This is a genomic window from Pseudomonas sp. GL-RE-26, assembly GCF_019956275.1.
Classification (GTDB): Bacteria; Pseudomonadota; Gammaproteobacteria; order Pseudomonadales; family Pseudomonadaceae; genus Aquipseudomonas; species Aquipseudomonas grandcourensis.
The window spans coordinates 17,918-43,936 of sequence record NZ_JAHBDI010000003.1 but is presented as its reverse complement, the minus strand read 5'-3'; the positions used below and the strand labels follow the sequence as shown (position 1 = coordinate 43,936).

Sequence of the window (26,019 nt, the reverse complement as noted above, 5' to 3'; positions counted from 1 at the left end):
TACCCCCTAGCCCCCACCCCCTCGGGAGGACCCGTTAAATTCGTGCCGGGAAAACAAGTCAAGCAATACAGGCACAGAAGCAGCCTTTCTTGCTCTCTGTCAGGGCTTGGCGGTGGCCATTGCATCGGCAAATGCACCGCGGAACTCGGCGCTGTAGTTGGCCTTGACGATGTTGTTGGCGATCTTGAAGAACGGGAAGATCGTGCGGTACATCGGCGCGCTCCGGCTGAAGACAAATATCGGCCTGACGGCATCGCCGAACGCCGTCTCTTTGCGCTCCCACACACCGGCCGTTCCCCCGACAATCCCGGAGAAATAGCTCTTGGCATTACCCTTGCGCTGACTGCGCTTGCTGTTCGAGGCATTGGCTTGATAGCCACGCGATGTTTCGGCGGCACCCAAGCCCGACAAGATCCGGGTCATCGTTCCTCGGGAAACGTTGCCATGCTTGTCGAGCACGTTGGAGTTAGGGATCGCGAACTGGCTGGACTTCATAAATCCGCGAGCAATCAGGGCCTTTTCAAAGCGCTTATGCGGACGTGACCCGCCTCTGACAGTTTGCTGAAGGTAGGTATCAGCGGGAATGCCAGAGGTCCAAGAGTCCTTGAAATACACTTCGGCCGGCTTGCTTTTGGTGGCCATTTTGACGAACAAGCTGTTCATCGTGGTTCGGGTTGGCCGGTCCAAGCGCTGCGCCATGACGGCCAGTTCACCGTTCTTCACCCGCCGGGCCAAGCGCGTAGCGGTCAGGGTCAGCACATGCGGAATGTGCTTTTTCTCCAGCTCCAGCAGCGCCTCGGACACGGGCAGCATGTCGGGTGTGATTTTGATTTTGACCATTTAGTTTTCCGCGGTAGCCGTGCCATAGCTGTCTGGCGGTCCGTTGAGCGAGTCATAGCAGGCCATCACTGTTTTACCTCGCTATGAATTACGGGAGTTGATACCCGCTTTCCTGGCCAGAAACTGGGTGTACAAACCGCCGGTTACATCAGCACCGATGACCGCGATTACGATGCCCAAGCCGGCGGCAAGATAAAAGTTGCTCCACAGCGCCATCGCGAGCAGCAGCGTGGCCATACCCAACAGGCCAGACGCAAGAAAACGCAGCGCAACACGCTGGAGGATCTGTCGAAGACCAAGGTCAGAACCTGAGGCTCTCAACATCTCCCCAGACAAACCGGCCATGCTCAACAATACCAACAGCCAAAGGGGCACATCGGCGAGAGCCTGATGCTCTGTGTTCATCTATAGTCCTCAAATAGGTCCGGCCTCCATGTCACTGTCATCCGCTCGGAGCAAAGAGCCAGGCATAGGGCCGAAAACGAAAAAGCCCCGCTCGATGGCAGGGCTTATAAAAGGGTACAAAAACCCCGACTCAATGGTCGGGTTCTTGAAAGGCGTTTCGCTGCGTTCACAGCAATACACGCTGCTATAAAAGCAGGTCTATTCCGCGCGGAAAAGGTTTTTCGCAGCGTATGCGAAATTGCACCCAACTTGACCACACGATTACATTCGATCTAACCATCAGATGCATGGAATTTGCCCATCATGCTTTAACCATGATGGACAGAAAACAACGCACGTTAGTCCTGCGCGACAGGCGGCAACCGGCCGATTCTGTTGAAAAAGTCGGCCATCGTTTTCACAGTAGAAAAGTACGCGCTTGAGATTGAAATCTTTACTTTGAGCAGAGGATTCGGGGCTCAGATTTCGCATAGCGACGCGCAAAAAAGGCGTTTTCAGCGGTCAGTAAGGGGCAGTCTGGAAGCACCGACTTTTTCAACAGAATCGGCCAGTAGCGGACGGTGGACAGAGTGACGGCAAATCGGTTGTGGGGAGGATCAGCTTCACAAGCACGGCAGCGTTACAAAACGCAAAGCGAGCATAACCACGCGTTGCACCTCTTCATTGCCCTCGATACCAGCGAAGGCAGCAATGCACTGAGGTAGAACGATGTATGGAGTGTGACTAAAATCGTTTTTTAACGGTTGTGGTTAGACGCTCTACCAAGTGTAGAACTTGGTCAGGGTTATCGCGTCGCACGGGGTGTGCCAGCGGGTGTAAATCTCATTGACGGCGCTCTTTGGGCTTCGAGGCTAGCTTGGTCTCCAACTCAAGAATCTGCCTATCAATTTCTGCCAGCAGAGCACGTAACAATTTCTGCTGTCCTCTGCAGAAGTCCAAGCGGTAGAGATTTTCAGACTGCCGTCGCTCAGTAAGAAACGTTTTGAAGTCGTCTTCAAGGGCAGCTACAGAGTTGACGTAAGATGTACTGGCTTCTTTGGTATTTGCTGCACCAGTCCTGGAGGTGCCAGAAGAATGGATAGCGTACTTATCAATCCAACTATTAAGGCTGGTAATGTTGGTTTCGTATGGTTCGCCTTTTGAGTCCATAATAAACTTACGCTTATTAGGTTTCTCGCCAGCAGCTTTAGCTTGAGCAACATGCTCTACCCACTTTTCAAGTACCAGTCTCCTCTTCGCTTCCCGCTCCACCTTCACCGACCAAGACATATTGCCTCCCCTGCACTGCGTTGGACCGCTCTCAACGTCCGTGAGCACAGCCCTTAAAGCGTAGCTCAAGGAGCTAGCCATGCTGAATGCCCGACTTCCTAGACAGCAGGTGCTTTTTCACAAATATGGGGAATGTGAATCGCCCCTCATTCTGTAGACACTAATGACTGGCAGCTATTGATTGTGCTGCCTTTCGCGAAAGGCAGCAATCGGCTAATAGATTAAGCAGCTTGCCGCATTGCATCGATAGCACAATCGATCCAAGCAATGCCTGCTCTCGCCAATTCCCGCACCTTCCCTTCACTTATGCTGTAGTGCTTACCAACCCGAACCATGGGCCATTTAGCACCGTAGTAAAGCCAAATAATATCGCCCATTTGTCGATCACGGTGTGAGAGCCGCGCAACTGCGCTATCAATAGCTCCGGCCCATTCATCAGTAATGCAATAGCTTTTGCTCGCCGACACTTGCGGCATTGCCTGACGCATTAGCGCCAAAGTCGGTGAGATGTAGATGGGGACGCCAGCCCCATCCATCCGCCACCAGCCCCACTGCTCCAGCAGGTATTCGGTATCACCCAAAGGTCGGCCCGCCGGCTTTCGAATCATCATGTTCTCAATCCCCTGTGTAATTTGTGCCGCCGGCACCGCGACGGTTGTTCATTTGGTGATACTCGGCCTGGTCAGATATCGACGATCTCTGCTTGAGCACTTCAATTTCACGCTGAGCCCGCTGCAATTTGAAACTCAACTGGGTGACTAACTCGTCCGAAGAAAGCACCAACCTGCTACCCAAAACAACCCAACCTGAGCCATTGCATGCAGTACAAATCTGCTCATAAAACACCCCTTCCACTACCGCTTTGCGCTTGCAGATCGAGCAAGGCTCCAGCTCGATCCGCTCCCTCTTAATGCCAATCCCCTGCCCTTTCTGCATGTTTGAATCCTCTTGTAAGATTAATTTCTGTTTTCGGCTTCAGGCCAACCAGCCCGAGGGGTCCAGGGCAACCGGCTTATTCGCGCGTCTTGCTCCTGTCTTGTCCTGCAATACATCAAAACCCTGTGCGTCGAGCCAGCCGTGCCACCGCTCCAGGGCGTTGCGCTTTACCACCTCGCCCATCGCCTGAAAGTAGGTGCGCTCCAGTTCGGTCAGGGCGTGGTTGAGTAGCAGTTTTCCCACCAATGAATCGACACCGAGGTTGGCCCAGATGGAAGGCGCCAGTTTGCGCAGGTCGTGACTGGTCCACTCGCCCGCCCCCAATCGGGCAAAAATGGCAAAGGCCTGGCTGCGTGACATCGGGCGCCCCACACGTGAAGTCGCTGGAAACAGGTACGCCCCCTCGTAACCCTGGGCCCGCTGCTGCGCACGGTAACGTTCCAGAAAAGCCACTGCCTGCGTGGTCAACGGCAACAGGTGGTCGCGCTTGGATTTGGTGTCATCGGCCGGGATGAACCACTCCCCCGCATCCAGGTGGATGTTTTTCCACTTGGCCAGACGGGTTTCCGTGATCCGCGTGGCATGGGTCAGCATCAACACCAGCAGCGACACGGCCGCCGGTTCCGTGGTGAACGCTTCCCCCCATTCGGCCAGTAGGTCCACCACGGCGACGTGTCGCAAGCGCGCGCCCTTGGGCTTGATTTTGGCCTTGGTGAAGTGACTGAACGACACCCCAAGCAGTGGATTCACGGTGATCTTTTTCAGCGTCAAGGCGACGCCGAACACCACCTTCAGTACGTCCAACACCGACTTGACGTAGGAAAGGCTGTACTCGGCCTGCATGTGCCAGACCAAGTGTCGGTCCAAGGTATCGGCATTGAGTTTGCACAGGGGTAAATCACCCAGTGCGGGCAACAACTGGCAGCGGATCGCCGACAATGACGATCCCCGGCGGCTTTTGGACAAATTGTTATCGGTGTTGAGGCGTGCGGCATACCACTCCAACACCTGCCCGACCCGCTCCCAGCCATCCACCGTGGCAGCAGCTGACGGATCGGCCAACAACCGGGCCTGCACTACCGGCAAGTTGTCGAGCATGACCCGCGCCGGCACGTCGGGCCAGTTGGCAGCCTTTTTCCATTTGGCGCCCTTGTCGAAACGCACCAGGTGCCAACTGCCTTTGCTGCGGTCGTGACGGTAACGAAAGCGCAGCGGGTGGCGAGGATCCTTCAGCTCGGTAATGGTAGGGTCGATGGCATGCTGCTTGATGACGGAATCAGACAGTTTCACAGTCAGGGTTTTCAAAGGAGCAGTCATTTGTCATCACCCCTTTTTCCAAGCAGGTCGACCACTTCAAATGTCGAGGGCCACATCCAGGCGCCGTAGCGCTCGGCCATTGCCTGGTCAACGAACAACGCCAATGCGTGATCGGGGGTGCTGCCCAAGTCCACCTTGTACGAACAGCAGAACACGGCAAACCGATAGTTTACCGAATCCGGAATAGCCAAGCGGCGATCAGGCATCTCCAAGGTGATCCCCATGCGCTTGCCCATTAGCCCCCCTTCAGCAAAGATTGCAGGAGCTTGAATTTGTCGAGTGCTTCAGCATTGACCTCGCGCTCTGCCTCAACGGACAAAGCCACCTCCTCGATACGCGCGGCGAGCTTTTTCATGCGCTGACCGACCTCCTCGGCAAAGCTGATGACCTCGCCAGACAGCACCGCCAATGTATCCAGAGCGCTACCCTCGGGTTTCTTGGTGGTAGCCAAGGCCGGCTTGGTTTCTTTCGACATGCTCTGTTCTCTCTGGGGCGTGATTGTGATGGCGGTGCGCTGGAAGTGTCCGTTAACGGGTTCGCGTATGAGGCCTGCGTCCTTCAACTCGCCCAGGCCGCGACGTACGGTCGGAAACTGGGCACCAGTGGTTTCGGCAACCATCAACGAATTGAAAATATCGTGAGCACTCCAGCGCTCCTGGATTGGCACGACTTGAAATACTTTGCGGGCGAGCGACGATTGCCCCGCGAGCATGTTTTGTTGTTTGGCGGCGTTCATCAGAAGCCCTCCTTACCGCGTTGAGATTCCCACTCGAATGCCACGCCAATGCAGCCGTTTTCCCGAATGCGGTCGACACAGCGCGCACCAATGGCGTCGTTCAATTCGGCGGGAGACAGGTTGCTGACGATGATCGTCGGACGACATTGTTCGTAACGACCGTTGATGATGCTGAACAGGGTGGCCAGCTCGAACTCGCTCTGCTTGGTAGCACCGACTTCATCGAGCACCAGCAGGTCCGCGCCGATCACTTCACGCAAGATGTGCGCCTCGGACTCGCCTGAGCGCTCATTGAACGTCGCCCGGATCTCGCCGATGAGCGTGCCCACCGTGCGGTAGATCGCCTTGACCATGCATTCGTTGATCAGGTGATTGGCCGAGGCAATGGCCAGGTGGGTCTTGCCGGTGCCGACCTTCCCCAGCAGCAACATGCAGCGACCTTCCCGGCGATGCTTCGAAAAGTTGTCGACGTAGTCGGTACACGCATCCAGGGCGATCTGCTGGGCCGGATTCGACACGACGAAATCGGCAAATGTCTTTTCCGCGAAACGCTTCGGAATCCGGGCGATTGATTGCTGAACTATCCGAAACTGACAGCGTTTGCGCTCGAGCTCTTGCATGTCGCGCTTGTTGCTCGCGCAGATGGGACACCCAGACAGGTTGCCACCCTTGAGGATGACCGCCGAATATTCGCCATGATCGAAGCAGCTCGCTTGCTGACGGCCGATGACGCCGAATTTTCGGTCCATGTGAGCGCCGAAGTTAGAGACGGAAGGTGCCATTGGCGTTCTCCTTGGTACCGGCCTTGTAATCGCGAGTTTCAAAGCCGGAATGGCGACTGGTCGGAAGTGGTGCGGGGATGACTGCTTTGTCGGGGAAGATCCCCGTCCATCCGTTGCTGATCGAAAGGGCCAGAACGCAATCGGGAGCTGAATGGTTCGCCAAGCCCTTGGCCTGTTGTTCACAGCTCTTGGCGGTGAGGGGTTTGTGGATTTCCTTGCGGTGCTGGCACCAGTCGGCCCAAACCTCGACGCTGACGTTTTCCGGCTTGGCGGTTAGCGGGTCGAACTTTGTCGATTTGCCTGGCGCGTTAGCGCCCTGCTTCTCCTGATTAATGGTTACCTGATTGGTACCCTGATTACTGGTACCCTGATTTGTCGGAAATTTTTCCGACCCTCCTCGGATTTTTTTCCGACCCTGTTCGGATATTTTTCCGACCTTGCTCGGAGATTTTTCCGAGGTAGATCGGATTTTTTTCCGACCCTCACACACCTCAGAGGTCGGATATTTTTCCGACCCGTCCAACTTGCGATTCCACTCTTTGGCCTTTTCGGTCAAACGAAACAAACTGATGTTGGAAGTGTGGGATAGCTCGATCAGCCCGGCGGTCTCGAGCCCTTTGAGAAGTCGGTACGCTGTATCTGGTTTGTCGGTGAGCAAGGGCAATTCCTCCACGATTTTTGCCTTGCTCAAGGCAAAGAAAATCCCCCTATCGGTCTTGATTGGCCTTGCCCAGCTAGGACACTCGTAGACAAACGAAAACAGCAGCGCCTGCTGGGAGTTCAACCCCCACTCCAGTGCTTTCACCTGGTTGATCGTGATCGTGAACTGCATATCAACCCTTCCCGCTTGGCGGTCGGGCTGAGCGTTTCGATTTGTGCAACTCAATCAGTGCGGTCACCTCCTCGTGCCGGGCAGCCAAGTGCTTCGCGTGCAGGGCCAGAATCTCTGCGGCTTCCGCTGCAGTGATTTCGCCGTCCTCCAGCGCCAGGGCAAGAAACTGGTCAACCCGACCGCGCTTCACAGAAGTACGCAACGAGCGCTGGTGCATGTCTACATTGTCCAGATCGCCAACCTCAGGCAGACGAACAAATACGCCGCCGTACATCGCGCAGATGTAGTCCGGCAAGAAGGTGGTTTTGGTTTCAGTCTCAAGTGTGCAGACCTCATCGTCGGTGAGAGGTTTGACGCCTGCCGACTCGTAAATCCGGTTTTTGAAGCGCTTGAGATTCTCTTCGCCAAGAAAGTCAGAGGCGTATGCAAGTCCGCCAGGGAATGCATTGGCAGAGGCAATGACTGCTTTGCGACGGGTGTCTAGCACTGGCGATTTCATCGTCTAGTTTTCTCTCGGCGCCGTTGCGCTCAAAGTTTGCTCATGAAATGGGCAGCATCCGGCGACGCGACCTTTTTGCGCTTTGGACCGGGAATGGTCTGAGCTCTTCAGCTGTGAAAGAGCCATCTGCGTGCTCAGTAACAAAAATGTCACGGCCAACCTGCAGAGCTTTGTTGAGCGACCCTTGGGACATCCCAAGCAGATTTGCTGCGTTGGTTTGCCCGCGTGCACGAGCAAACTCATCCAGACTTTTTCGGCTCATCTCGCCGATCTCCTTTATTAAACACCCAACAAGTATCTCCGGCGGAATTTAATTAATCAAGCCCGGCGGCATTTGATTAAATATCGCCGCTAGGAATAATCGTGGAATGAAAAAACGCGAACTCGAAGACTGGGAAAAAGAAGAGTGCTTGGCACTCAAAGCGGCTGTGGATGCCTTCAACACAGGCAAGTCGCGGCGTGACGCCCTGACTCAGGGAAAGATCGCAGATGCCCTAGGCATAAATCAGGGCTCCGTCAGTTCGTACCTGAACGGCTACAACGCACTGAATGCGAAAGTCGCTAGCGCAATTGCCGGATTGATTTCCAAGCCCGTGGAGTCATTCAGCCCTCGACTGGCTGATGAGATTGCGAAAATGGCGCAGTCCAGCTTTGAATCCAATGTTGAGGCTGGCCCCCCCATCTATTCCTCACCTCGCAGAATCAATATCGAAGGCACCGCACAGCTCGGCAGTGAGGGATATTGGACAAGCCTTGACCAGGCAGCAGGCTGGGTTGAGACCTACTCCAGAGATGAGAACGCCTACGCACTCCGACTCAAGGGTGACTCAATGGCACCAGCGATCCGTAGCGGATGGGTCGCTGTCTGCGAACCCAATCACCGTCTAGTTCCGGGTGAGTATGTGATGGTCACCACCGTTGATGGGCAAAGCATGGTTAAAGAACTTCTCTTCGAGACCGAAGAAGAGGTCAGCCTCATGTCGATCAACTCGGCTTACGGCGAGCGGCTAACAGTAGCTCGGGTTGATATCGAGAAAATCCATTATGTAGGGGCAATTCTTGCCCCCAGCAAGGTGCTGGGAAGAATCTAAATTTGAGCCCTTCGATTTGTCTCTAATTCCCCTGGACACCTCCCTCCTGAAGCCCGCAAATTACGGGCTTTTCTCTGTTAAATAATTGTTTTTAATCGTTAATCTTTAGCGCTTAGGGTTCAAGCCATTCACTGTGTATCCATACAAAAAAGGAGCAGTGCAATGGCAAAGCCAAAAAACAAACCAACACCGTCAAATTCGTTTGAGCTTCTTGGACTCCGCATCCAAAAAATCATCAGCGCCCCCGCTGCCCAAAAACGAAAAACGGCAGTCATTTGCAAGGGAGCAGATGAATGCCTTGAGGACTGGAAACGGCTCCTTGAAGAGATAGCAGAAACCGAGCACGTACTAGTGCGTCGAGAAGATGACTGCGCCGCGCGTATCTCTTGGGATCTCCCCGCAAATATCTAGCCCAAGGCATGCCCGTCCAGTACGGGCTTTTTTCATAGCTCGAAAATATATCTCCGGCGGCATTGACTTTAAATATCCCCGGCGGCAATATTTGTTCGTCGCAGTGAATCGTAGCGGCAATACGGGGCCACCCGCCGCTCTTTAACAACCCAATCGACTCAAAGCTGTCAGCTGCAAAAAGACTAACGCACCAGGCGTGGGCGACTCCCACCTAAGTGCGCCGTATCTGAGTCCCGCTGACAGCCCAATCAGATTTCACTTCATAGCCTTGGCAATAGGGCCATGTGGGAAATCCCCTCCCCTGTATGAGGAAACACCATGTTCGGAATGAAAAAACTCTTCGGAAAACAAGTCGGCAACGCCCAGGCCGAAATGAAGAAGGTCGTTAACCGCGACTTGATGCAGGCCATTGTCGGTGGCGGCCTATTGGTCGCTGCGGCTGATGGTGAGATTGAAGCCAGCGAGGTTTCCAAGCTGGATGAGTTGATTCGCTCCAACCCGAATTTGACGCACTTCGGCAGCGAGATCACCGAAACCATCAATCGTTTTACAGGCCAGTTGAACGCCAACTTTCAAGTAGGGCGATTGGCGATCAAGCGGGAACTGGCCGACATCAAAAACTTTCCGGCCGACGCGGAGGAAGCCTTCGTCAACATTCTTGCCGTTGCCCAGGCTGACGGCCAGATCGAGCCAGCAGAGTTGGTGGTGTTGAAGGAAATAGGCATGCACTTCGGTCTACGCTTGGCTGACTACGGTATCGAGGCGTGAAGTACGCGACAAAGGTTCTGCTGATCCTGCTCACACTGATCGTGGGCTGCATGTTGCTGAGTGGTCTTGCCTCACGAGCTACTTGCTCTTACTACGGCTTCCAGACCGATCGAGAGACTCGCTACGCCGCCTTCGTTGGCTGCATGGTGAAGCTCGACGGTGCGTGGTTCCCTCGTAATGAAATCCGCGTAATGCAGTGACGTTTCACTGATGCCGCTTCTTACAAGGCGGCATTGGGAAACCAACTAATGCAAGGAAATGGACAATGCTGATTTTGACTCGTAAAGCAGGTGAAAGCATCAACATAGGCAATGACATCACGATCACCGTACTGGGTGTGAGCGGCCAACAGGTACGCATCGGGACAAGCGCGCCCAAGGATGTCGCAGTGCATCGAGAAGAAATCACGCAGCGCATTCAGGCGGGTTTGTCGAAGTCCGAGATGGCAACACCTGCGATCGCTTAAGCAGGTCTTTGTGACGCAAACAATGGCCCGGTTCCGATCGGGCTTTTTTACGCCTGCAATTTATCAATCAGCTCCCTTCCTGGCCAAATGGCCACCAGCAGGTGGTCGGAGTGCTGATGAATACACCTAACCTACTCCGAGGGATCAACCATGCATCCATCATTTCAAGAGCGCATCGATGAAGTCGGTGAGCTGCTGCAACGAACAAAGGCCGCCCGCTCCGGGTTCTACAGTCGTATTGATCGACGAGCCCCGGCCAAACCGGTGCGCTACCAAGTCGCCGGCGGAAGCTTCGGCATGTATCAGATTAAAGACCTCACCACCGGCAAGACTAGCGCCTTCCGTAACGACTACAAGGCCGCTCACGACCTTGCCATGCAGTTTGAAGCCAGGGCCAATCGCCAGATTACGGTGGCGCTATGAAAAAGCGAAAGCCCAACAACATGCGTACCCGGATAGAGCGAGCGAGCCGGGCACTGCTCAATGCCAATCACGTCGCGGTGGTCCACATCGACCCCAGCGGACGCCAAGGGATGATCAACAGGAAGAACTGCAAGAGCATCCCGCCAGGACAACGCATGGCCGAAGCAGTCTGCGACTTTGCCCATCGCTGGACGATCTATGTCAGCGTCCAGTGTCGAGATCAGCGCGGCCACCGCTACACCAAATCGGTGGAGGTCGCCCCTCAAGGCAATTATCTGGCGGCCCACCTCGAAGACGTGATCGAGGACACCTACAAAGCCCTGGTCGCCGAGAGCAATCCGAATCATCGAGTCGCGTCGGGCTGGATCGCCATTCCCGCCGAAATCTCGCTGACTGAAGTACAGGCCGCACAGATGTTCGACGCCGTCGGTGCCTGGAGTCAGCAGAAGGCAGCATGAGACGCATCAGCAACCAAGTGCGCCAGCGCCGACGACAGGCATGGCCGGATCTACCGGCCCACGGAATTGAAGAGACAGGCCATGGCCAAAGACAATGCGCAGATTCAGCGGGACAAGTGCGCCAAGGAGAAAGCTCTGCTGGAGCGGATCGGTGCCGAGAAGTGCACGCTCATTGTGTCGAAGACGCTTGCTGATGCACTTCAGATGCTCGGCCTACGCCACGACTTCGAGGAATGGCAAGAGACGGTATCAACGTTCCTGATCAACCTCGCTGCTGTGCCAGACGATGAGTCCGCCCGCTTCGCCAACATGTCGCGACACGAAATCACAATCAGCGAAAACGTGTCGCGTACGTTGGAGTTGGCCAACAACCGCGAGTCGCTACGGGTCTACCGAGACGAATAGTTACTCTGGCACGATCACAAACAGGCAGTAATGATTGCCATCGATGACCATGGCGTTACCTTCGCCTGACTCAACGATCTCGCCAAGATACTTGCCGCTCATGTCGTAGAACTCGGAACCATCAATCCGATAGAGCAGACCTCCATTCGACTGAACGAACTCGTCTTCGTCGATGCGCCCAATCAATGGCGCTCCAGGTCCACGACCTTCGTACACGTTGTAGCGTCCAGCGCTGTAATCAGTAGCCATCTTATCTCCCTATCCGGCCCATGCCGGTCATCCGTAATAACTCACCACAAACCAAATTGCCACTGTCGCATCCGGTCGCTGGAAACCGTACAGGCGCTATTTGGCGCGGTTTTTGTGGCTCTCCAGCTTAGATTTCGCCCTAGAAATTAAAACTGGGGTCCGTGGATTACCTGCTTCATCGGTGAGAACCATGATTGCAGCGCATCGGCATCCCACGTCGTTATCATTAAGCCCCCACCACTCAAGCATTTCCGGCCCAGTAAAAAGCTCTCCATGCCTGGCGACATGTTCGTCGCGGCTATTTGGGGCAAGTGCTGATATGTGCATGAAGCGGTGAGAAATATCCAGGCGCTTCGCGTCCGCTATGTCCTGATTCAACTTGCGAATTCTCATAGCGTGAAGTTCAGAATCTGCAGGATTGTTCGCCACAACACTCTCCTTGATCCGGCTCCATGCCGGGCGGAACACAAATACCCCACTTCAACGAATCACGCCAGCCGGCGAGGACCCCCTATGTCCGACAATCACATCGACGAAAAGAAACTCGAGCGAGCGCTCCGTAAAATCAAGCACTGCTTGGCCCTATCCACGAGCGCCAATGAGAACGAAGCGACCACGGCACTTCGGCAAGCACAAGCGCTGATGCGTGAATATCGATTGACCGAAATGGACGTGAAGCTCAGCGACGTCGGAGAGATCGAATCTCAATTCTCTCGCAACGAGCGTAGGCCTATGTGGGATCAGCAGTTGAGCGGCGCTGTTGCCGAAGTGTTCAGTTGCACCTCACTGCGCAACAAACAATGGTGCAAAACCAAGCAACGAGTAGTTGAGCGCGCATCATTCGTCGGAGTTACACCGGCTCAGAATATTGCGCTGTATGCCTACGAGGCACTACTGACCAAGCTAACCACGGCGCGCAAGGAGTACGCCGCTGGTGTTCGGTCGGGCAAACATTGCAGTTCGTATTCTGCCGAAACGGCTGGTGACCACTTCGCCCTTGCTTGGGTCGGTCAGGTCCATGGAAAGCTTCGGGTTTTGATCCCGCAAGGCGAGGATGACAGTATCGCCACGTCAAGTGATGGTCGTGATCTAGTGGCTCTGCAATCACAGGACAAGGCGCTGATCGCCGAGTACCTAGCTAAAAACCGCGTGGGTAAAGCCCGTAAGGCGCGTGAGACCGAGCTCGATTTGAACGCCCAAATTGCGGGCATGCTCGCGGGACGAGATGTAGACCTGCACGCAGGTATTGCGCGCGGCGGCGATGCCGTTCTCGCGCTAAGTGCGATTGCCTGACCACCGATTCACCACCCTCCACCTCCCGGGTAGCCCCGGCATACATACCAATCCTCGCCTCACTGCCTCCGTTTAAAACGCGAGCAAGTTAAACCACCTTCTGCCGCCACGCGCAGCATGGAGCATCACATGGAATCCGAAATTCTTTCGGACGAAGAATTGGCGATTATCACCGGCTACAAGGCCAGGGCTTCCCAGCGACGCTGGCTGATCGACCACCAATGGGTCTTCATCGAAAGCCGAGGCAAGCGCCCGTTGGTTGGTCGGCACTATGTCCGCATGAAGTTGGGCATGGTGTCACCTACCGCTCTCAACCCGCCCTCCACTCCCGCGGCGCCAGCATGGACGCCAGACTTCTCACGAGTGAACTGATATGCGTCCCCGCAATGCCGAAACACGCAACTTACCGCCAAGGATGTATCAGTGGACACGTCCCCGAAAAAGCGGAAAAACCTGGATTGCTTACTACTACTTGGATATGTCGGGAAAGGCGATACCGCTAGGCAAAGACCTCGACAAGGCCAGGATCAAATGGGCTGAACTCGAAGCCAAGGAGGCGCCTCTCGATCTGCGAACCATGAAGGGCATCTTCGATAGGTACATTCGCGATATTGTCCCAAAAAAAGCAGCACGCACCCAGAAGGACAACCTCTCAGAGATCAAGCAACTACGACCAATGTTCGACAGTGCACCTATCGATGCCATAACACCTGCAGCAATTGCCGGTTACAGGGATGCACGCTCGGCAAAAGTACGGGCAAATCGCGAAATCGCCACCCTCTCCCACGTATTCAACATGGCACGAGAATGGGGTCTAACCTCAAAGGAAAACCCGTGCCAAGGAGTCCGTAAAAACAAGGAAACCCCACGCGATTACTACGCAAACGATGCGGTCTGGAATGCGGTGTACCAGAAAGCAGGTCAAGAGCTGAAAGATGCCATGGACTTGGCTTACCTGACCGGTCAGCGGCCAGCGGACGTACTAGTAATGCGCAAGGACGACATCGAGGGAGGATTCCTGATGGTTCAGCAAAACAAAACCAGCAAAAAACTTCGAATACAGACGACCACTGACGGCTCTGCAAACAGCTTGGGCTTGCTGATCGCCCAGATCGCCAACCGTAATGCGCAGCATCTGTCGAGCTATCTGATAGTTAGTCAAAGAGGAAAACGGATGACGGCTACGATGCTGCGTAAACGATGGGATGAGGCAAGAGAGAAGGCGAAGCAGGCGGCACTTGATAATAGTGACACGCCCTTGGCGAGCCGGATTGCAGAGTTTCAATTCCGAGACATCCGTCCTAAAGCGGCATCAGAGATCACGGATATTGGTGAAGCCAGCTTGCTGCTAGGACATACCAAGGGCGACATTACCGAGCGCGTTTACCGTCGTGTCGGCGCCATTGCTAAGCCCTCAAAATAGCCAAAAAAGTGTTACAAAACCCTAATACCACCCCTTGTAGAATGCGGCCTGTAGAGGTGGCAAAAAAAATTCGTATTAGAACGAAAATGAGCTGCACGCCGCAGAATAAAGGAACTTGCATATCGGACTTGAAAACCGTCGACTGTAACAGGTCCATGAGTTCGAATCCCATCGCCTCCGCCATATTTGTACCGACAAAGCCCTGATTATTCAGGGCTTTGTCGTTTCTGGGGTTTGGAAAGAATCTTGGCGCAGGGCATGTGCTCCATAACTATTCTGGAGGTGTTCCAGAGCTCAGCCAATTTTCAGCCCTGCCTTCTTGCAACCTGCTAAAAAATACTGAACGGGTAGTCCACGATCACCCGGTATTCATCGGCGTTCGAATTGCCACGGGTATTGCCCGGTGCCGTGTAGCCGTCACCGGTGCGGTGAGTAGCCCAACGCAGCGTCAGGTTCAACCCTTTGGCCTTGCCGGCCGGCACGGCATAACGCAGGGCTACATCGCGCTCCCAATGGTGGGCGTCTTTTCCATCAGCATTGAAGATGTAGCCGTACCCTTTGCTCGCAGGATCTACCCGGGTCAGATCGGCTTCACCTCGGGTATAGGACGTGCTGAGTTGGACATCAGGTGCGTTCAGATACTTCAGGCTGGTCTGATACTGAAGTTTCCAGGACTTCTCCCCCGGGCCGTTGAAGTCGGCGAACTGCTGAGAGTTACTCAGATACAGGAAGGACCTGTCATCCTGTGCCACATAGTCGAACGGCGTATTGCCATCGATTTTTTGCAGGCCCAACGTCAGGCTCTGCCCGTCGCCGGACACCGTCAGACCACCACTGTAGGTATCGTTGGCAATGCCCCCGAGCTGGCTCCGGCCCTGATCACGGGTTTTGAAATAATGCAGATACGGTGTCAATGTCAGCGAATGGGTTAACGTCAGAGGCCAGCTTACTCCCGCGTAATATTGATTCCAGATGTCACTCAATTGTCCGCCATAGACCGTCAGCGTCACGGTACCCGGAACGCTGTAAACACCGCCCGCCCAGATCATGTTCGGACTTTCTCGGTCGGCAGGCACACCCGCCTTGTTGCTCGAGCCATAACTGGTAATCAGGTGGCTCTGGCCACTTTGATTGCGCAGCCGTGTGGAGTCGACCCAGCCGGCATCAAGCGTCAGGTCCGGTACGCTGTAGTTCTTCAACGCGACGCCACGAAAGGTCTGGGGAAATACCCGGCTGACGCCGCCTGCAACGACAGGGTTTTCCAGATACTGATCACCGGCCTGAACGAGGCTGCCAAAGCCCCTGAATTTAATCGCTGCTCCTGCAGCTGAAAAATCCGATTCCGGCTCTTTTTTTGAGTTCAGCGGAAGCAGTCCAGCGCCACCACTGCCCCCTCCTCCATCAAGCTTGAGTCCATAAAACCCGTGAACATCAATGCCGACGCCAATTGGCGTATCGGTGTACCCGGAGCGAAAGGACAGGTAAGCACCTTGTACCCATTCACGCTGGTCAAGACGCGTCGGGGTATCGTGGTTATCGCGGCTCAAGTAATAGTTGCGCAACAGTCCATTGAGCGAAGAGCCATTGACAAAACCGGCCGGCACCGCCATTTCAGCTTTCTGCCGATCATTGATTCCGGTGCTGAGGTTGTCCCGCTGGCCCAGCGAGTTGTCTGCTTCGGCATGACTCATCGCCAATGAAACGCCAACCGAAAGAAAAACACCCAATAGGCGTTTCAGGGGATTGGTCATCGACGCTACTCCTTCTTAGGGTGAGAGCTCTCAAGCAACGCTACCGTGGCTATGGTACCTGCGCGCAGGCGTCCTCTAAGTCCTGCGGCAACGGCGTGCAAGGCAAACAGGAGCACCATCTTGTCGGGGTTGAACACGATCTGGATGTAATAGATCAGGGGGGACATTGAAAGGCTCTTTCCCGTGGCATCACACGCGTTACCACGGCAACCGCGGAGCGACCAGACGCTCCCCGTCAAAACCCTCAACGTCACCGAAGCGCTCCAGGTCCCGGCTGTTCCAGGCCTCAAGAGCCTCGGCGATTTCCTCCTTGCTGTGGCCAACGAAATTCCACCACAGTTGTATTTCCTCGGCAAAAGGTTCACCTCCCAGCAGTAAGGCGCGCGAGCCCTGGGTGGATGACAACTCAATCTCGCTGAGGCCGCGTCCCAGATAGGCCAGTTCATTGCGGAAAATGGTCTGGCCGTTGATGGTGAACGTGCCTTCCAGCGGTAGGATGCCGTATTCGAATAGCGGCTCCACGGCCAATCGAATAGAGGCTGCCCCCTGACTCGCCAGGTCCATTCCTACAAGCGGCGAAAAAATGCGGCTGGGGGCGGTGCGACCGTCGAAGCTTCCGGCCAGCAGGGTGATCTTCACGCCACCGTCATCCCAGACAGGCAAGTCCGGATAGTGATCGAAAGTGGGAGCGCAGTTCTCGTCACCTTCCGGTAAGGCAATCCATAACTGCGCGGCGTGCAGATGGTGCTCGTCAGGAAGCGACTCTTCTGTGTGGGTGATACCCCGTCCGGCCGTCATCAGGTTGACCTGACCCGGACGAATGATCTGGACGTTGCCCAGACTGTCGCGGTGCAGCACCTTGCCCTTGATCATCCAAGTGAAGGTCTGCAAGCCGATATGCGGATGGGGGCCGACGCGCAGGCCCGCTTTTTTTTCAAACACCGCAGGGCCGGCGTGATCGAGAAAACACCAGGCGCCGATCATTCGTCGCTGGCGCGAGGGCATCAATCGGTTGACGGTGATCCCGCCACCGACTTCGGCAGAGCGCGCAGTGATTCGTTGAATGGCTTTAATGCCCTCCTCCATCGGACAATCCAAGGAAGAGGACAGCAGACATTGGGGCTCTTGATTGCTCATTGTTATCTCTCTCGCGGCCAAGGCTTTATGCTTGATGATCCAGACATAAAAAGCCTCAAGCAAACCGCATCGACTGAAACAGGCCCCAATAGATCAGGGCCTGTTCAACACACTTGTAAGTGGCCACTGATGCTGACGTGGCTCCTGACTCGAACTTACTTATCGGAAGTCAATTTGGTGTAGCTGGTGATCAGGTTGCGATAGTCCGGAATGTGGTTGGAGAACAGCGTTCCCAGCCCTTCGATGTCGTTGCGCCAGTCGCGGTGCAGCTCGCAGGCCAGGCCGAACCAGGTCATCAATTGTGCACCGGCAGACGACATGCGGTTCCATGCAGAATCACGGGTAAGGGCATTGAAGGTGCCCGAGGCGTCAGTCACCACAAACACCTCAAAACCCGCCTCGATCGCCGACAACGCCGGGAACGCCACACAAACTTCGGTCACCACCCCGGCGATGATCAGCTGCTTCTTGCCGGTAGCCTTGATGGCCTTGACGAAATCCTCATTGTCCCAGGCGTTGATTTGCCCTGGGCGCGCAATATAAGGCGCATCCGGGAACAGTGCTTTCAACTCCGGCACCAGCGGGCCGTTCGGGCCGGTTTCAAAGCTGGTCGTGAGAATAGTCGGCAGTTTGAAGTACTTGGCCAGATCGGCCAGCGCCAGCACGTTGTTCTTGAACTTGTCCGGATCGATGTCGCGTACCAACGACAACAAACCGGTCTGATGGTCGACCAGCAACACAGCCGCTTGATCTTTGTCGAGACGCTTGTATGCAGTGGACATTTCATTCTCCAGGTGAACAACGGAAGCCCCGATGGCCTCCACTGATGAGGGAGTACTCCCCTCGTGTTGGATTCAGTTACTTGCGTTGGGAGTCCAATACTTCATGGTTGCTCGCTACAGCTTGAGCCTTCATGTAACTTTCGATCAGCAACTGATAGGCCGGGAAAATTTTGGTGTAAACCTCCGCCCATTGTTGTGCATCGTCGCGGTTCCAGCTTTTTTGTAGCTCAGATGCAACAGCGCCGGTATCCATCGGGACAACACCTGCCTGTACCACTCGAGCAAGCGTAATTTCCTGGGCCATCTTGGTGTAGGTGCCGGAGGCATCGACCACCGCAAAGACCTGATAACCGTCATAGACGGCGCTGATGGACGGGAAGGCCATGCAAACGCTGGTGATGGTGCCTGCGATGATGAGCTGCTTCTTGCCCGTGGCCTTCACGGCGGCGACGAATTCCGGGTTGTCCCAAGCATTGATCTCACCCTTGCGCGCCACGTATTGGGCGTGTGGGGCGTTTTCATGAATTTCGGGGATCAACGGGCCGTTTGGGCCTTGTGGAACTGAGGCGGTGGTGATGACCGGAATCTTGGCCAATGTCGCCATTTTGGCCAACGCCGCGGCGCGCAGGCGTAGCTCGGGCATCGGCATATCGCCCACTGTCTGGAACAAGCCACTCTGGTGGTCGATCAGTAGCATGGCGACATTGGATGGGTCTATGACAGGTCTCTGGTTGTTGAAATTAGCCGGGGTACTCATGACGTTCTCCTTTGAGAAAAGACGGCTCAGCCGCCGACAGACTTCGCAATGTCAACCAATGACACTCCGAAAATGATCACGGGGTCATCTGTCCAAAGTGGCCGCTGTTGAAATCTGTGATGGCCTGGACTACTTCTGCTTGGGTATTCATGACAAACGGACCTTGGCCAACGATGGGTTCATCGATGGGTTCTCCACAGAGCAGGACCAATTTCGAATCGCTACTGGCCTCCAGCAGCAGCTTGACGCCAGCAGGGTCAAGCAGCACCACCTGTGCATCCCGCAAATCTGCGCGGCCATTGACCCCAATGCCCCCAGAGAGCAGGACGACTGCACAAGTGAAGCCAGCCCTTAATTGCAGGGAAATGCTTTTGCCTGCGTTCAGACGTATGTCCCATACATCCATGGGCGTGAATGTCCGTGCGGGGCCCTTGCGCCCGGCGTACTCACCGGCAATCACGCGCACTTGACCTGCATCGTCAGGCAGGCTGACTTGCACGATGTCGCGATTCAAAATCGTCTGATATCGAGGTACAGAAATCTTGTCTTTCGCGGGCAGATTCACCCACAGTTGCACCATCTCCAGTGTTCCACCGGTGATACTGAAATCCGCTGAGTGATACTTCTCATGAAGTATCCCGCCCGCCGCTGTCATCCACTGAGCATCTCCGGGGCCGATCTTGCCGCCAGCACCGGTGGAGTCCTGATGCTCCAGCTCGCCCTGATACACAATCGTCACTGTTTCGAACCCGCGCTGCGGATGCTGGCCTGTCCCTCGCCTATGGCTCGAGGCCGGAAAATCCGTGGGTTCTGCATAATCAAGCCTTAAAAACGGGCTGATATGGCGCCCCAATATGCTGTACGTAAACAATGACCGCACAGCAAAGCCATCGCCCATCCAGTGCCGCTTGGGACTGCCGTAGATACCCAGAATCTTCTTCATGGATCATCGCCCCTGATGAAGCCAGGCACTAACCTTAGTCGCCGAACTTGGATGTCGGTAGTCGGCGGATTAGACTTCACAGTCCTGAAAATGGAACAGTGAGACCTCCCGTGATTGATCTGAACGAACTCTTCATCTACGCCAAAGTGGTTGAACACGGCGGTTTCGCCCCTGCTGGCCGCGCATTGGACATGCCCAAGTCAACTTTGAGTCGCCGGGTCAATCAGCTGGAGAGTCGGCTGGGAGTACGGCTGATCCAGCGCTCGACACGGCAGTTTCAAGTCACTGACATTGGCCAGGCCTACTACCGGCATTGCGTGGCGATGATGGCCGAGGCGGAATCGGCAGAGGATGTGATCGAGCAGAATCGCTCGGAACCGCGCGGTGTGATCCGTTTGAGTTGTACCACGCCATTGCTGAATTTCTGGATCGCCCCAGTACTGGGCCGGTTCATGGCGCAGTGCCCGTCAGTCGAGCTATACGTGAAAAGCTTTAACCGACGGGTCGACGTCATCAGCGAAGGGTATGACCTTGCCTTGAGTCTGTGCTTTCCACCATTGGAAGACAGTGAGTTGGTGATGAAAGTGTTGGCGAAAAGCCCTCAGATACTGGTTGCCAGTCCGACCATCGCGAAGCAGTTTGCTGACCTTGAATTGCCAGCAGATTTGAGCGCTCTGCCTAGTGTTGCCTGGGGCGCGGCTCAATCGCACTACCACTGGCAGCTGAGCGGCCCCAATGGCGAAACCGCCCAGGTCAGTCATTTCCCGCGTCTGGTCAGTGACGATATTGCCGTACTCAAAGGTGCTGTACTCGAAGGTGTCGGTATTGCGGTGTTGCCACTGACAACGGTCAGTCAGGAGTTGGCTGATGGCCGCTTACTTACGCTGCTCGAAAAATGGCAGCCTGTTGAGGGCGTAATCACGGCAGTGTTTCCTTCCCGCCGAGGGTTGCTCCCTTCTGTGCGGGCACTGATTGATTTCCTTGCGAAATCATTCGAGGGGCATCCCGCGTGACGCCTGTCGAGAGATGCGATGACAAAAAAACAGACGCTTTACTCACACGATTGAGACTTACCAGTTTGAATCACACCTGATTCTCCCGCGACGGACAGCAATCGGCCAATAACTGTCCCGCCACAAACACCGCGCAACGCGGTAGAGCGAGTCCCCTTCCCTTGAGTCGCGCCAGAGCGACGCAACCCAAAGAAGGAGCAAGGTACTCACCAAGTACCACTCTTAGTGCAAACTTCACTTAGGGACCAACAAACGTTTCCACGACCTACCAACTCATGCGCAGGCCCACGGTGCCCGTCGTACCGCTCAGATCATTGCCGTCCAGATTGAAGCTGTATCCGACGCTGCCATAGACGCTGATATCTGAAGTCAGTTTGGCTGCAATCCCCGCATCGATGTCAGCGGATGAAGACTTGTGTTCGGTCTTGATCCGGTCCACATCATCGTAGGTGACGGTGTCGTAACCGCCAAATGTACGCCAGAGGTTGGCCCTCACATACGGTTCCAGCGGGATGTTGTCGGCCTGGTAACGCCCTTTGAGTCGGGTGCCGAGGCGGCCCGTCCAGTAATCCTGCGAGTCGAAGGACACGTCGGAAATTCCGTCGTTCTGATCATCCAGATCGATCTGCTGGTTGATTATCTGTACCTGGGGTTCTGCAACCCAGTTTTCCGAGACGCGAATGGGATATCCCGCTTCAGCCGACAGGGTCACCGCATCGCCCTTGGTGTCCATTTTTACCCCGCGCTCGGAGCTGTTGTCGCCATCCAGGCGCGACCACATTGCCACGGTGTCCACGTACCAGCCGGTGGGGTCTATCAGGGTCCAGTATGCCCCGAAGTGATCGCCATCGAGCTTCACCCGACCCGAGCGGCGGTCCTGAAAGCCTTCGGCAAAACCATCGACATCCCCTTGCAGATGGGTGTGGCCGACAAACAGCCCGGCGCGCTGCAACTGCCCACCGCTGGTCTGCGAGCCGTACAGGTCATGGCCGATCTGGAAGCCCTGGAGTGAGCCATCGAAGCTTGGCGACACGGTGCCGGTCCAGCTTTTCTGCAGGTTGCTGCCATAGGCCCGGCCCCAGCCTGCGGGAACACTGCCCGTTTCGGCCAACAGGCTTTGTTCACCCTGGCGCTCATGGAAGGTGCCCAGTGCTTGCAAAGCCATCAGTTGCGCGGCGGGAACAACCACGGAATACACCGGCACTTCCACGCGATACAGCGGAATCGGGTCTGCGCCTGCGACCGCCGTAGGGATCGGCGGTGTGGTGGCGGCGGGGGTTGGCGACGTCACGGCGGTGAGCTGCGTAGGGGCGGGTTCGGCCAGCTCGGTGGGGACGACAGGGCGTGCGGTCGGTGGCTCGACAGGTGGTTCATCCGGGTCCACCACGGGCGGTACCGTGGGTGGTGGCGTCACCACGGGCGGTACTGTGGGTGGTGGCGTCACTACGGGCGGTACCGTGGGTGGTGGCGTCACTACGGGCGGTACTGTGGGTGGTGGCGTCACTACGGGCGGTACCGTGGGAGGCGGCGTCACCACGGGCGGTACTGTGGGAGGTGGCACGGCCGCCACCGACGATCTCAGGTACCAGTTGTTCTCAGAGCCGGCCGTGACTCCGCCCTTGAACAGGTAGTACTCGTAAGCCCCCGCAGATAGCGAACCTTTCAGGGCAAAGGCGTCGATGCTGCTAGTGGCACCATTTCGCGCCTGTACCACTTCGATACCGTTTTGCCGGGTCAGCCCGCCAAGTCCGCCCAGGTTGGTAACGCCCAATTGGGTGTTGCCGCTGATGGTGCCCTGGGAGACCACCAGTTTGTCGCTGGCGGAACTGTCGTCGCCGAGCACCGTTTGCAGCAGTAATTGGCCACCGTTGCCGACATAGTTGCCGTGGACTGTGAGTAAGTCGGTTGCACTGTTGCTGCCAGTGGTCATGTCGATGGCGCCCGCGTTGTTCAGTGTTGCCAATTGGCCCGCGGTATAGGGGCGTATGCTGCCTTGGGTCACGGCCAGGGTGCTGCTGCCATCAATCGAGAATTCGCCGGTTTCGGTCGCGCTGTCGCCGAGGAAAAAATCCCCGGCCAAGTCGAAGTGCGAATGGTTGGTGAGATTGACGCTTTCCCAGCCGATGTACCGGGAAGGCGTGGCCGACGTGGTTTTGTCTAAGGTCAATTGGTCGTCGCCCAAACCGCCGTCGATGAAGGGTGTAAGGCTCAGCAGGCTTTCGTTCAGGTCGCCGAGCAGGACGGTGTCGTCACCATCGCCCATGAGCACCGCTGATTTGATCTGGCCGCCGTTCGTCCACTTGAACTGGTCATTGCCGACGCTGGTACGGATTTCACCATTGGTCACCCCCCCCCCGAGACGGTGATGCTGTCATCGCCACCGCTGGTGCTGATGTTGCCGCCAATGGTGCCGCCCGACACGATAATGGTGTCCTTGTCGAACCCTGTGACCAGGTTGCCGTCAATCGCACCGCCAGACATGTCGAAAATGTTGGTGTACAGCTTCATGTCGACGCGACCGATTCTACCGGCGGTCATCTTCGCGATATCGCCATCGACAAATGCGTCGACGATTCTGCCACCCGTCATCAGAAAGGTATCGCGCCCTCCCCCTTGGGCCAGGGACTGGATCTGCCCGCCGGTCATGATGAAATCATCGGTACCGTCATCTTGTATCACCGCGCCATTGATCTGGCCGGCGGATATTTGCAACGAGTCTGCGCCATTACGTTGATCAAGCTTGCCGGTGATGAGGCCGGAGTCCATCACTACTCGGTCAACACCGTCGCCGAAGATGACATTGCCGTTGACGGTGCCGTTTCCATTGGCCGGAAAGGTCAATGTGTTGTTGCCGTCGGTGTCGGTGAGCGGAGCACTGGTGCCGCTGTCACAGGTGTAGGCAGTGTCACCGACACTGCTCACCAAGTTACACGCCGCCTGTGCTTGTTGTAATGCCAAGCTTAATATTGACAATGCTCCTACTTGGAGCAGCCCGTTTTTTCCTACGCGCACGGCAAGGCTCATAAGCCCCCTTAGTTCTGAACGTTATTATTGATTGTGGTAAACCTGACTTCGGGGCTATGTTTAGCTCATGGATATTCAATCCACAAGTTATTGGATGTTTTTTGGTGAGTGTGTGAGCTAATTCGCACTTCGGATCGGGAATGTTTTATTCGTCGTTTTCTCTCGCCTGTGAATGGGAGAGTTTGACAACCAGGAGGGTTATGGCATGGCGACAGGCGTAGTGAAATGGTTCGATGATGCGGTAGGTACAGGGCTCATCATCGCTGATGAAGGTGGGCAAGACCTTTTTGCACACTTTAGAAGTATATGCGGTGATGGCTCTGAGACACTATCTAAGGGTCAAAGAGTAGAGTTCGAGATTGCGCATGGTCCGAACGGACTACAGGCCGATCTCATTCGGCCGCTACAAGACCCATTGAACTAGTTTTCAACCGAACTGTATGGGTCGATTGCAGCCTTTCACGACAGACAGCAACTGGCCTAATTCCGTCCGAGCAGAATTACACCACGACTCTTATTGGGTAACACAAAGTACTCAGGATCAATAAAGCCAGGCACTTCCTTACTTTGGATTACCCGCTTTCCCCCCTGACTACACGGTCAGCGGTATAAAAATTGGTATATGCTCATTCCCTCCTACGGCGTCCAGCGGACCTCATACAATCCCTACTTTAGAAGACCGTCGTACGCCTGCTCGCAGGTCACTCCCCGGGCTCTGGCTTGGTCAGCAATTGCAGCCAAGTCGCTCGCTCGCTGGTCAGCGCGTTTGGCTACGAGGCGAGCGGCAAGGTTGTCGACCGCTCCGCGCACGCCGTCAGTAGAAGCGCGAGCGGCAGTAGCGTCAGCAGAGTACAGGGTGGTTCAATTCAACCCGCTCTGATGTTGCCCGGCGAATTGTCTGTGGAACCAGTCCGAGAGCATGGCTTTCTCGGAGTAGAGCCTGTCACTTCTGTTGACACGCCCCGGACGCTGGAGGTAGAGCTGATCCATGACCCTGGCGTCGGCTTGGCTGACGATCTGGCCGTTTTGTTTGAGCACGTAATGTAGATCGATGCTCGGCCAGGTGATGTCGCGCATGAAGCGCACTTCGTAGGCATCAGGCCTCCAAGGTTCATAGCGACCGGCCAGGTCGATGTTGCGTATTTCAATTTGCAACTGCTGGCCGGGTGGCAGGTACCGCTCGCCAAGCTTCTGGATGTAGCTACGCAGCTCTTTCATGACATAAGGATCGGCACCACGTTCATAGCCCGGACGATCAAGGCTGGCATCGCTGAATTTTTCGGGGTTCTTGAAGACGACTTCGACCGAAGTCGCTGCGGTGGCAAGTGGCACCATAAATAGCGCCAGCAGTGCGATCGAGGTGTAAAGGGTAATTGAGCGCATGGCTCACCTCCAGGTGCAGCGCTTTTCAACGCATGCTGCACCGTGTCTAGGGGGCGCTCTCAATTAGTTTTCACGCCGCGACGGGAAAACTAATTGAGAACGCCCCCTAGTTTACACCTGAGGTGATCCACCCTGCCCCGGTCGCTTTAATGCCCGCGAATGTAGTGTTCCAGTTGCCGGATCAACTCGGCCTGCTCGACGATGGCTTCTTTGACCAGATCACCAATCGACAACAGGCCGATCAGTTGGTCGCCCTCCACCACCGGCAGATGGCGCAGATGACTGTCGGTCATGACCGCCATGCAACGCTCAATACTCTGCTGACTGTCTGCTGTCACGACGGGGGCGCTCATGATGGCCCGGACCGGCGTACCGACCGAAGAGCGCCCCTGTAGAACGATCTTGCGCGCATAGTCGCGTTCGCTGATAACGCCGACCACCTGCCCCTCCTCTATGACCGGTAGGGCACCGACGTTTTTTTCGGCCATCATCTTCAACGCTTCAAGCACCATCTGGTCTGGCGCGATGCTATGCACCCGCCGGTTCTGCACGGCCTTGAGTTTCAGCAGTTGTGCGGCTGTTTTCATACGAGCCTCCGATACTGTTTTTCATTGATCATCGACTCC

At 55.6% G+C, this 26,019-nt stretch carries 34 protein-coding genes and 1 pseudogene; 12 read left to right on the top strand and 23 right to left on the bottom strand.

Annotated elements, in window-relative coordinates:
- Positions 1-99 precede the first annotated feature (99 nt).
- The 12 genes from KGB07_RS02015 to KGB07_RS01960 form a co-directional block, all read right to left on the bottom strand.
- Positions 100-840 carry a hypothetical protein gene (locus KGB07_RS02015; RefSeq protein WP_223464336.1) on the bottom strand — a complete coding sequence of 247 codons (741 nt, stop codon included), beginning with the start codon at positions 838-840 and terminating at the stop codon, positions 100-102.
- An 81-nt stretch (positions 841-921) separates the two neighbouring features.
- A complete protein-coding gene (locus KGB07_RS02010; protein ID WP_151213748.1) occupies positions 922-1,245 on the bottom strand; it encodes a phage holin family protein in 324 nt (107 codons plus the stop codon).
- An 822-nt stretch (positions 1,246-2,067) separates the two neighbouring features.
- Positions 2,068-2,514 (bottom strand): hypothetical protein, encoded by a 447-nt coding sequence (locus tag KGB07_RS02005; protein ID WP_223464334.1) that lies wholly within the window; start codon positions 2,512-2,514, stop codon positions 2,068-2,070.
- A gap of 221 nt (positions 2,515-2,735) precedes the next feature.
- Entirely contained in the window at positions 2,736-3,125 is a 390-nt protein-coding gene (locus KGB07_RS02000) for an antiterminator Q family protein (RefSeq protein WP_223464332.1), read from the bottom strand.
- Positions 3,126-3,129: 4 nt separating this feature from the next.
- Complete coding sequence (locus KGB07_RS01995) at positions 3,130-3,450, bottom strand: hypothetical protein (RefSeq protein WP_223464330.1); 321 nt, start codon at positions 3,448-3,450, stop codon at positions 3,130-3,132.
- Positions 3,451-3,489: 39 nt separating this feature from the next.
- A complete protein-coding gene (locus tag KGB07_RS01990; RefSeq protein ID WP_223464328.1) occupies positions 3,490-4,767 on the bottom strand; it encodes a tyrosine-type recombinase/integrase in 1,278 nt (425 codons plus the stop codon).
- Positions 4,764-4,973 carry a hypothetical protein gene (locus KGB07_RS01985; RefSeq protein ID WP_223464432.1) on the bottom strand — a complete coding sequence of 70 codons (210 nt, stop codon included), beginning with the start codon at positions 4,971-4,973 and terminating at the stop codon, positions 4,764-4,766. The genes KGB07_RS01990 and KGB07_RS01985 overlap by 4 nt, the downstream gene beginning before the upstream one ends.
- Before the next feature lie 29 nt (positions 4,974-5,002).
- Positions 5,003-5,503 carry a hypothetical protein gene (locus tag KGB07_RS01980; RefSeq protein ID WP_223464327.1) on the bottom strand — a complete coding sequence of 167 codons (501 nt, stop codon included), beginning with the start codon at positions 5,501-5,503 and terminating at the stop codon, positions 5,003-5,005.
- Entirely contained in the window at positions 5,503-6,285 is a 783-nt protein-coding gene (locus KGB07_RS01975; RefSeq protein ID WP_223464326.1) for an ATP-binding protein, read from the bottom strand. Before KGB07_RS01975 ends, KGB07_RS01980 begins: the two co-directional genes overlap by 1 nt.
- Positions 6,266-7,117 (bottom strand): hypothetical protein, encoded by an 852-nt coding sequence (locus tag KGB07_RS01970; protein ID WP_223464325.1) that lies wholly within the window; start codon positions 7,115-7,117, stop codon positions 6,266-6,268. The genes KGB07_RS01975 and KGB07_RS01970 overlap by 20 nt, the downstream gene beginning before the upstream one ends.
- A 1-nt stretch (position 7,118) precedes the next feature.
- On the bottom strand, positions 7,119-7,616 hold the full coding sequence (locus tag KGB07_RS01965; protein WP_223464323.1) for a YmfL family putative regulatory protein: 498 nt from the start codon (positions 7,614-7,616) through the stop codon (positions 7,119-7,121).
- Between the two features lie 40 nt (positions 7,617-7,656).
- Positions 7,657-7,878: a Cro/CI family transcriptional regulator gene (locus tag KGB07_RS01960; protein ID WP_056724266.1), complete on the bottom strand. Its 222-nt coding sequence runs from the start codon at positions 7,876-7,878 to the stop codon at positions 7,657-7,659.
- Between the two features lie 106 nt (positions 7,879-7,984).
- Here KGB07_RS01960 and KGB07_RS01955 point away from each other — a divergent pair, with 106 nt between their 5' ends.
- The 7 genes from KGB07_RS01955 (at position 7,985) to KGB07_RS01925 (ending at position 11,638) form a co-directional block, all read left to right on the top strand.
- The gene (locus KGB07_RS01955; protein ID WP_056724264.1) at positions 7,985-8,707 is read left to right on the top strand and encodes a S24 family peptidase; all 723 of its coding nucleotides are present in this window, start codon (positions 7,985-7,987) and stop codon (positions 8,705-8,707) included.
- Positions 8,708-8,869: 162 nt separating this feature from the next.
- Entirely contained in the window at positions 8,870-9,118 is a 249-nt protein-coding gene (locus KGB07_RS01950; protein WP_115947873.1) for a DUF1654 domain-containing protein, read from the top strand.
- Between the two features lie 318 nt (positions 9,119-9,436).
- Positions 9,437-9,886 carry a tellurite resistance TerB family protein gene (locus KGB07_RS01945; RefSeq protein WP_056724262.1) on the top strand — a complete coding sequence of 150 codons (450 nt, stop codon included), beginning with the start codon at positions 9,437-9,439 and terminating at the stop codon, positions 9,884-9,886.
- Positions 9,887-10,151: 265 nt separating this feature from the next.
- Positions 10,152-10,352, top strand: coding sequence for a carbon storage regulator CsrA (gene csrA, locus KGB07_RS01940; RefSeq protein WP_223464321.1), 201 nt, complete (start codon positions 10,152-10,154; stop codon positions 10,350-10,352).
- A gap of 150 nt (positions 10,353-10,502) precedes the next feature.
- Complete coding sequence (locus KGB07_RS01935; protein WP_223464319.1) at positions 10,503-10,775, top strand: hypothetical protein; 273 nt, start codon at positions 10,503-10,505, stop codon at positions 10,773-10,775.
- Entirely contained in the window at positions 10,772-11,233 is a 462-nt protein-coding gene (locus KGB07_RS01930) for a hypothetical protein (RefSeq protein ID WP_223464318.1), read from the top strand. The genes KGB07_RS01935 and KGB07_RS01930 overlap by 4 nt, the downstream gene beginning before the upstream one ends.
- A gap of 81 nt (positions 11,234-11,314) precedes the next feature.
- Positions 11,315-11,638: a hypothetical protein gene (locus KGB07_RS01925; protein WP_223464317.1), complete on the top strand. Its 324-nt coding sequence runs from the start codon at positions 11,315-11,317 to the stop codon at positions 11,636-11,638.
- On the opposite strand, the gene KGB07_RS01920 is transcribed toward KGB07_RS01925, so the two are convergent.
- Entirely contained in the window at positions 11,639-11,887 is a 249-nt protein-coding gene (locus KGB07_RS01920; protein WP_223464316.1) for a hypothetical protein, read from the bottom strand.
- Between the two features lie 96 nt (positions 11,888-11,983).
- Positions 11,984-12,316, bottom strand: a complete 333-nt coding sequence (locus KGB07_RS01915) for a hypothetical protein (protein WP_317850401.1) — start codon at positions 12,314-12,316, stop codon at positions 11,984-11,986.
- An 84-nt stretch (positions 12,317-12,400) separates the two neighbouring features.
- Between KGB07_RS01915 and KGB07_RS01910 the strand changes: the two genes are divergently transcribed.
- The 3 genes from KGB07_RS01910 to KGB07_RS01900 all read left to right on the top strand — a co-directional run bounded on the left by KGB07_RS01910 (position 12,401) and on the right by KGB07_RS01900 (position 14,603).
- Positions 12,401-13,180, top strand: coding sequence for a DUF2786 domain-containing protein (locus tag KGB07_RS01910; protein ID WP_223464315.1), 780 nt, complete (start codon positions 12,401-12,403; stop codon positions 13,178-13,180).
- A gap of 129 nt (positions 13,181-13,309) precedes the next feature.
- Entirely contained in the window at positions 13,310-13,552 is a 243-nt protein-coding gene (locus KGB07_RS01905) for a DUF4224 domain-containing protein (protein WP_150756586.1), read from the top strand.
- Between the two features lies 1 nt (position 13,553).
- Entirely contained in the window at positions 13,554-14,603 is a 1,050-nt protein-coding gene (locus tag KGB07_RS01900; protein ID WP_223464314.1) for a tyrosine-type recombinase/integrase, read from the top strand.
- Between the two features lie 329 nt (positions 14,604-14,932).
- Here the strand turns inward: KGB07_RS01900 and KGB07_RS01895 are convergent, their stop codons facing one another.
- The 6 genes from KGB07_RS01895 to KGB07_RS01870 form a co-directional block, all read right to left on the bottom strand.
- On the bottom strand, positions 14,933-16,354 hold the full coding sequence (locus KGB07_RS01895) for an OprD family outer membrane porin (RefSeq protein WP_223464313.1): 1,422 nt from the start codon (positions 16,352-16,354) through the stop codon (positions 14,933-14,935).
- Between the two features lie 5 nt (positions 16,355-16,359).
- Positions 16,360-16,521: a hypothetical protein gene (locus KGB07_RS01890; protein WP_185754748.1), complete on the bottom strand. Its 162-nt coding sequence runs from the start codon at positions 16,519-16,521 to the stop codon at positions 16,360-16,362.
- A gap of 31 nt (positions 16,522-16,552) precedes the next feature.
- Positions 16,553-17,491 (bottom strand): pirin family protein, encoded by a 939-nt coding sequence (locus tag KGB07_RS01885; RefSeq protein WP_223464311.1) that lies wholly within the window; start codon positions 17,489-17,491, stop codon positions 16,553-16,555.
- 155 nt (positions 17,492-17,646) lie between these two features.
- Positions 17,647-18,273 (bottom strand): isochorismate family cysteine hydrolase YcaC, encoded by a 627-nt coding sequence (gene ycaC, locus KGB07_RS01880; protein WP_046038557.1) that lies wholly within the window; start codon positions 18,271-18,273, stop codon positions 17,647-17,649.
- Positions 18,274-18,349: 76 nt separating this feature from the next.
- A complete protein-coding gene (locus KGB07_RS01875) occupies positions 18,350-19,030 on the bottom strand; it encodes a hydrolase (protein WP_046038558.1) in 681 nt (226 codons plus the stop codon).
- Between the two features lie 76 nt (positions 19,031-19,106).
- Positions 19,107-19,973 carry a pirin family protein gene (locus tag KGB07_RS01870; protein ID WP_223464309.1) on the bottom strand — a complete coding sequence of 289 codons (867 nt, stop codon included), beginning with the start codon at positions 19,971-19,973 and terminating at the stop codon, positions 19,107-19,109.
- A 110-nt stretch (positions 19,974-20,083) separates the two neighbouring features.
- On the opposite strand from KGB07_RS01870, the gene KGB07_RS01865 reads away from it, so the two are divergent.
- Positions 20,084-20,986: a LysR substrate-binding domain-containing protein gene (locus KGB07_RS01865; protein WP_223464307.1), complete on the top strand. Its 903-nt coding sequence runs from the start codon at positions 20,084-20,086 to the stop codon at positions 20,984-20,986.
- A 265-nt stretch (positions 20,987-21,251) separates the two neighbouring features.
- Here the strand turns inward: KGB07_RS01865 and KGB07_RS01860 are convergent.
- Positions 21,252-24,010: pseudogene (locus tag KGB07_RS01860) on the bottom strand (autotransporter outer membrane beta-barrel domain-containing protein).
- A gap of 172 nt (positions 24,011-24,182) precedes the next feature.
- On the opposite strand from KGB07_RS01860, the gene KGB07_RS01855 reads away from it, so the two are divergent.
- Entirely contained in the window at positions 24,183-24,434 is a 252-nt protein-coding gene (locus KGB07_RS01855; RefSeq protein WP_411741521.1) for a cold-shock protein, read from the top strand.
- A 437-nt stretch (positions 24,435-24,871) separates the two neighbouring features.
- Here KGB07_RS01855 and KGB07_RS01850 read toward each other — a convergent pair whose 3' ends face one another.
- Positions 24,872-25,393 carry a DUF3016 domain-containing protein gene (locus tag KGB07_RS01850; RefSeq protein ID WP_223464297.1) on the bottom strand — a complete coding sequence of 174 codons (522 nt, stop codon included), beginning with the start codon at positions 25,391-25,393 and terminating at the stop codon, positions 24,872-24,874.
- Positions 25,394-25,539: 146 nt separating this feature from the next.
- Entirely contained in the window at positions 25,540-25,980 is a 441-nt protein-coding gene (locus KGB07_RS01845) for a CBS domain-containing protein (RefSeq protein WP_046038564.1), read from the bottom strand.
- Positions 25,981-26,019 lie beyond the last annotated feature (39 nt).

Excerpts from the sequence above, each read along its gene's own strand:
- KGB07_RS01945 (WP_056724262.1), top strand. The coding sequence starts at position 9,437 with ATGTTCGGAATGAAAAAACTCTTCGGAAAACAAGTCGGCAACGCCCAG.
- KGB07_RS01855 (WP_411741521.1), top strand. The coding sequence starts at position 24,183 with ATGGGAGAGTTTGACAACCAGGAGGGTTATGGCATGGCGACAGGCGTA.
- KGB07_RS01890 (WP_185754748.1), bottom strand. The coding sequence starts at position 16,521 with ATGTCCCCCCTGATCTATTACATCCAGATCGTGTTCAACCCCGACAAG.
- KGB07_RS02010 (WP_151213748.1), bottom strand. The coding sequence starts at position 1,245 with ATGAACACAGAGCATCAGGCTCTCGCCGATGTGCCCCTTTGGCTGTTG.
- KGB07_RS02015 (WP_223464336.1), bottom strand. The coding sequence starts at position 840 with ATGGTCAAAATCAAAATCACACCCGACATGCTGCCCGTGTCCGAGGCG.
- KGB07_RS01985 (WP_223464432.1), bottom strand. The coding sequence starts at position 4,973 with ATGCCTGATCGCCGCTTGGCTATTCCGGATTCGGTAAACTATCGGTTT.
- KGB07_RS01850 (WP_223464297.1), bottom strand. The coding sequence starts at position 25,393 with ATGCGCTCAATTACCCTTTACACCTCGATCGCACTGCTGGCGCTATTT.
- KGB07_RS01990 (WP_223464328.1), bottom strand. The coding sequence starts at position 4,767 with ATGACTGCTCCTTTGAAAACCCTGACTGTGAAACTGTCTGATTCCGTC.
- KGB07_RS01995 (WP_223464330.1), bottom strand. The coding sequence starts at position 3,450 with ATGCAGAAAGGGCAGGGGATTGGCATTAAGAGGGAGCGGATCGAGCTG.
- KGB07_RS01895 (WP_223464313.1), bottom strand. The coding sequence starts at position 16,354 with ATGACCAATCCCCTGAAACGCCTATTGGGTGTTTTTCTTTCGGTTGGC.
- KGB07_RS01870 (WP_223464309.1), bottom strand. The coding sequence starts at position 19,973 with ATGAAGAAGATTCTGGGTATCTACGGCAGTCCCAAGCGGCACTGGATG.
- KGB07_RS01970 (WP_223464325.1), bottom strand. The coding sequence starts at position 7,117 with ATGCAGTTCACGATCACGATCAACCAGGTGAAAGCACTGGAGTGGGGG.
- KGB07_RS01920 (WP_223464316.1), bottom strand. The coding sequence starts at position 11,887 with ATGGCTACTGATTACAGCGCTGGACGCTACAACGTGTACGAAGGTCGT.
- KGB07_RS01885 (WP_223464311.1), bottom strand. The coding sequence starts at position 17,491 with ATGAGCAATCAAGAGCCCCAATGTCTGCTGTCCTCTTCCTTGGATTGT.
- KGB07_RS01975 (WP_223464326.1), bottom strand. The coding sequence starts at position 6,285 with ATGGCACCTTCCGTCTCTAACTTCGGCGCTCACATGGACCGAAAATTC.
- KGB07_RS01900 (WP_223464314.1), top strand. The coding sequence starts at position 13,554 with ATGCGTCCCCGCAATGCCGAAACACGCAACTTACCGCCAAGGATGTAT.
- KGB07_RS02005 (WP_223464334.1), bottom strand. The coding sequence starts at position 2,514 with ATGTCTTGGTCGGTGAAGGTGGAGCGGGAAGCGAAGAGGAGACTGGTA.
- KGB07_RS01935 (WP_223464319.1), top strand. The coding sequence starts at position 10,503 with ATGCATCCATCATTTCAAGAGCGCATCGATGAAGTCGGTGAGCTGCTG.
- KGB07_RS01980 (WP_223464327.1), bottom strand. The coding sequence starts at position 5,503 with ATGAACGCCGCCAAACAACAAAACATGCTCGCGGGGCAATCGTCGCTC.
- KGB07_RS01875 (WP_046038558.1), bottom strand. The coding sequence starts at position 19,030 with ATGAGTACCCCGGCTAATTTCAACAACCAGAGACCTGTCATAGACCCA.
- KGB07_RS01950 (WP_115947873.1), top strand. The coding sequence starts at position 8,870 with ATGGCAAAGCCAAAAAACAAACCAACACCGTCAAATTCGTTTGAGCTT.
- KGB07_RS01930 (WP_223464318.1), top strand. The coding sequence starts at position 10,772 with ATGAAAAAGCGAAAGCCCAACAACATGCGTACCCGGATAGAGCGAGCG.
- ycaC (WP_046038557.1), bottom strand. The coding sequence starts at position 18,273 with ATGTCCACTGCATACAAGCGTCTCGACAAAGATCAAGCGGCTGTGTTG.
- KGB07_RS01965 (WP_223464323.1), bottom strand. The coding sequence starts at position 7,616 with ATGAAATCGCCAGTGCTAGACACCCGTCGCAAAGCAGTCATTGCCTCT.
- KGB07_RS01845 (WP_046038564.1), bottom strand. The coding sequence starts at position 25,980 with ATGAAAACAGCCGCACAACTGCTGAAACTCAAGGCCGTGCAGAACCGG.
- KGB07_RS01955 (WP_056724264.1), top strand. The coding sequence starts at position 7,985 with ATGAAAAAACGCGAACTCGAAGACTGGGAAAAAGAAGAGTGCTTGGCA.
- KGB07_RS02000 (WP_223464332.1), bottom strand. The coding sequence starts at position 3,125 with ATGATGATTCGAAAGCCGGCGGGCCGACCTTTGGGTGATACCGAATAC.
- KGB07_RS01910 (WP_223464315.1), top strand. The coding sequence starts at position 12,401 with ATGTCCGACAATCACATCGACGAAAAGAAACTCGAGCGAGCGCTCCGT.
- KGB07_RS01960 (WP_056724266.1), bottom strand. The coding sequence starts at position 7,878 with ATGAGCCGAAAAAGTCTGGATGAGTTTGCTCGTGCACGCGGGCAAACC.
- KGB07_RS01905 (WP_150756586.1), top strand. The coding sequence starts at position 13,310 with ATGGAATCCGAAATTCTTTCGGACGAAGAATTGGCGATTATCACCGGC.
- csrA (WP_223464321.1), top strand. The coding sequence starts at position 10,152 with ATGCTGATTTTGACTCGTAAAGCAGGTGAAAGCATCAACATAGGCAAT.
- KGB07_RS01925 (WP_223464317.1), top strand. The coding sequence starts at position 11,315 with ATGGCCAAAGACAATGCGCAGATTCAGCGGGACAAGTGCGCCAAGGAG.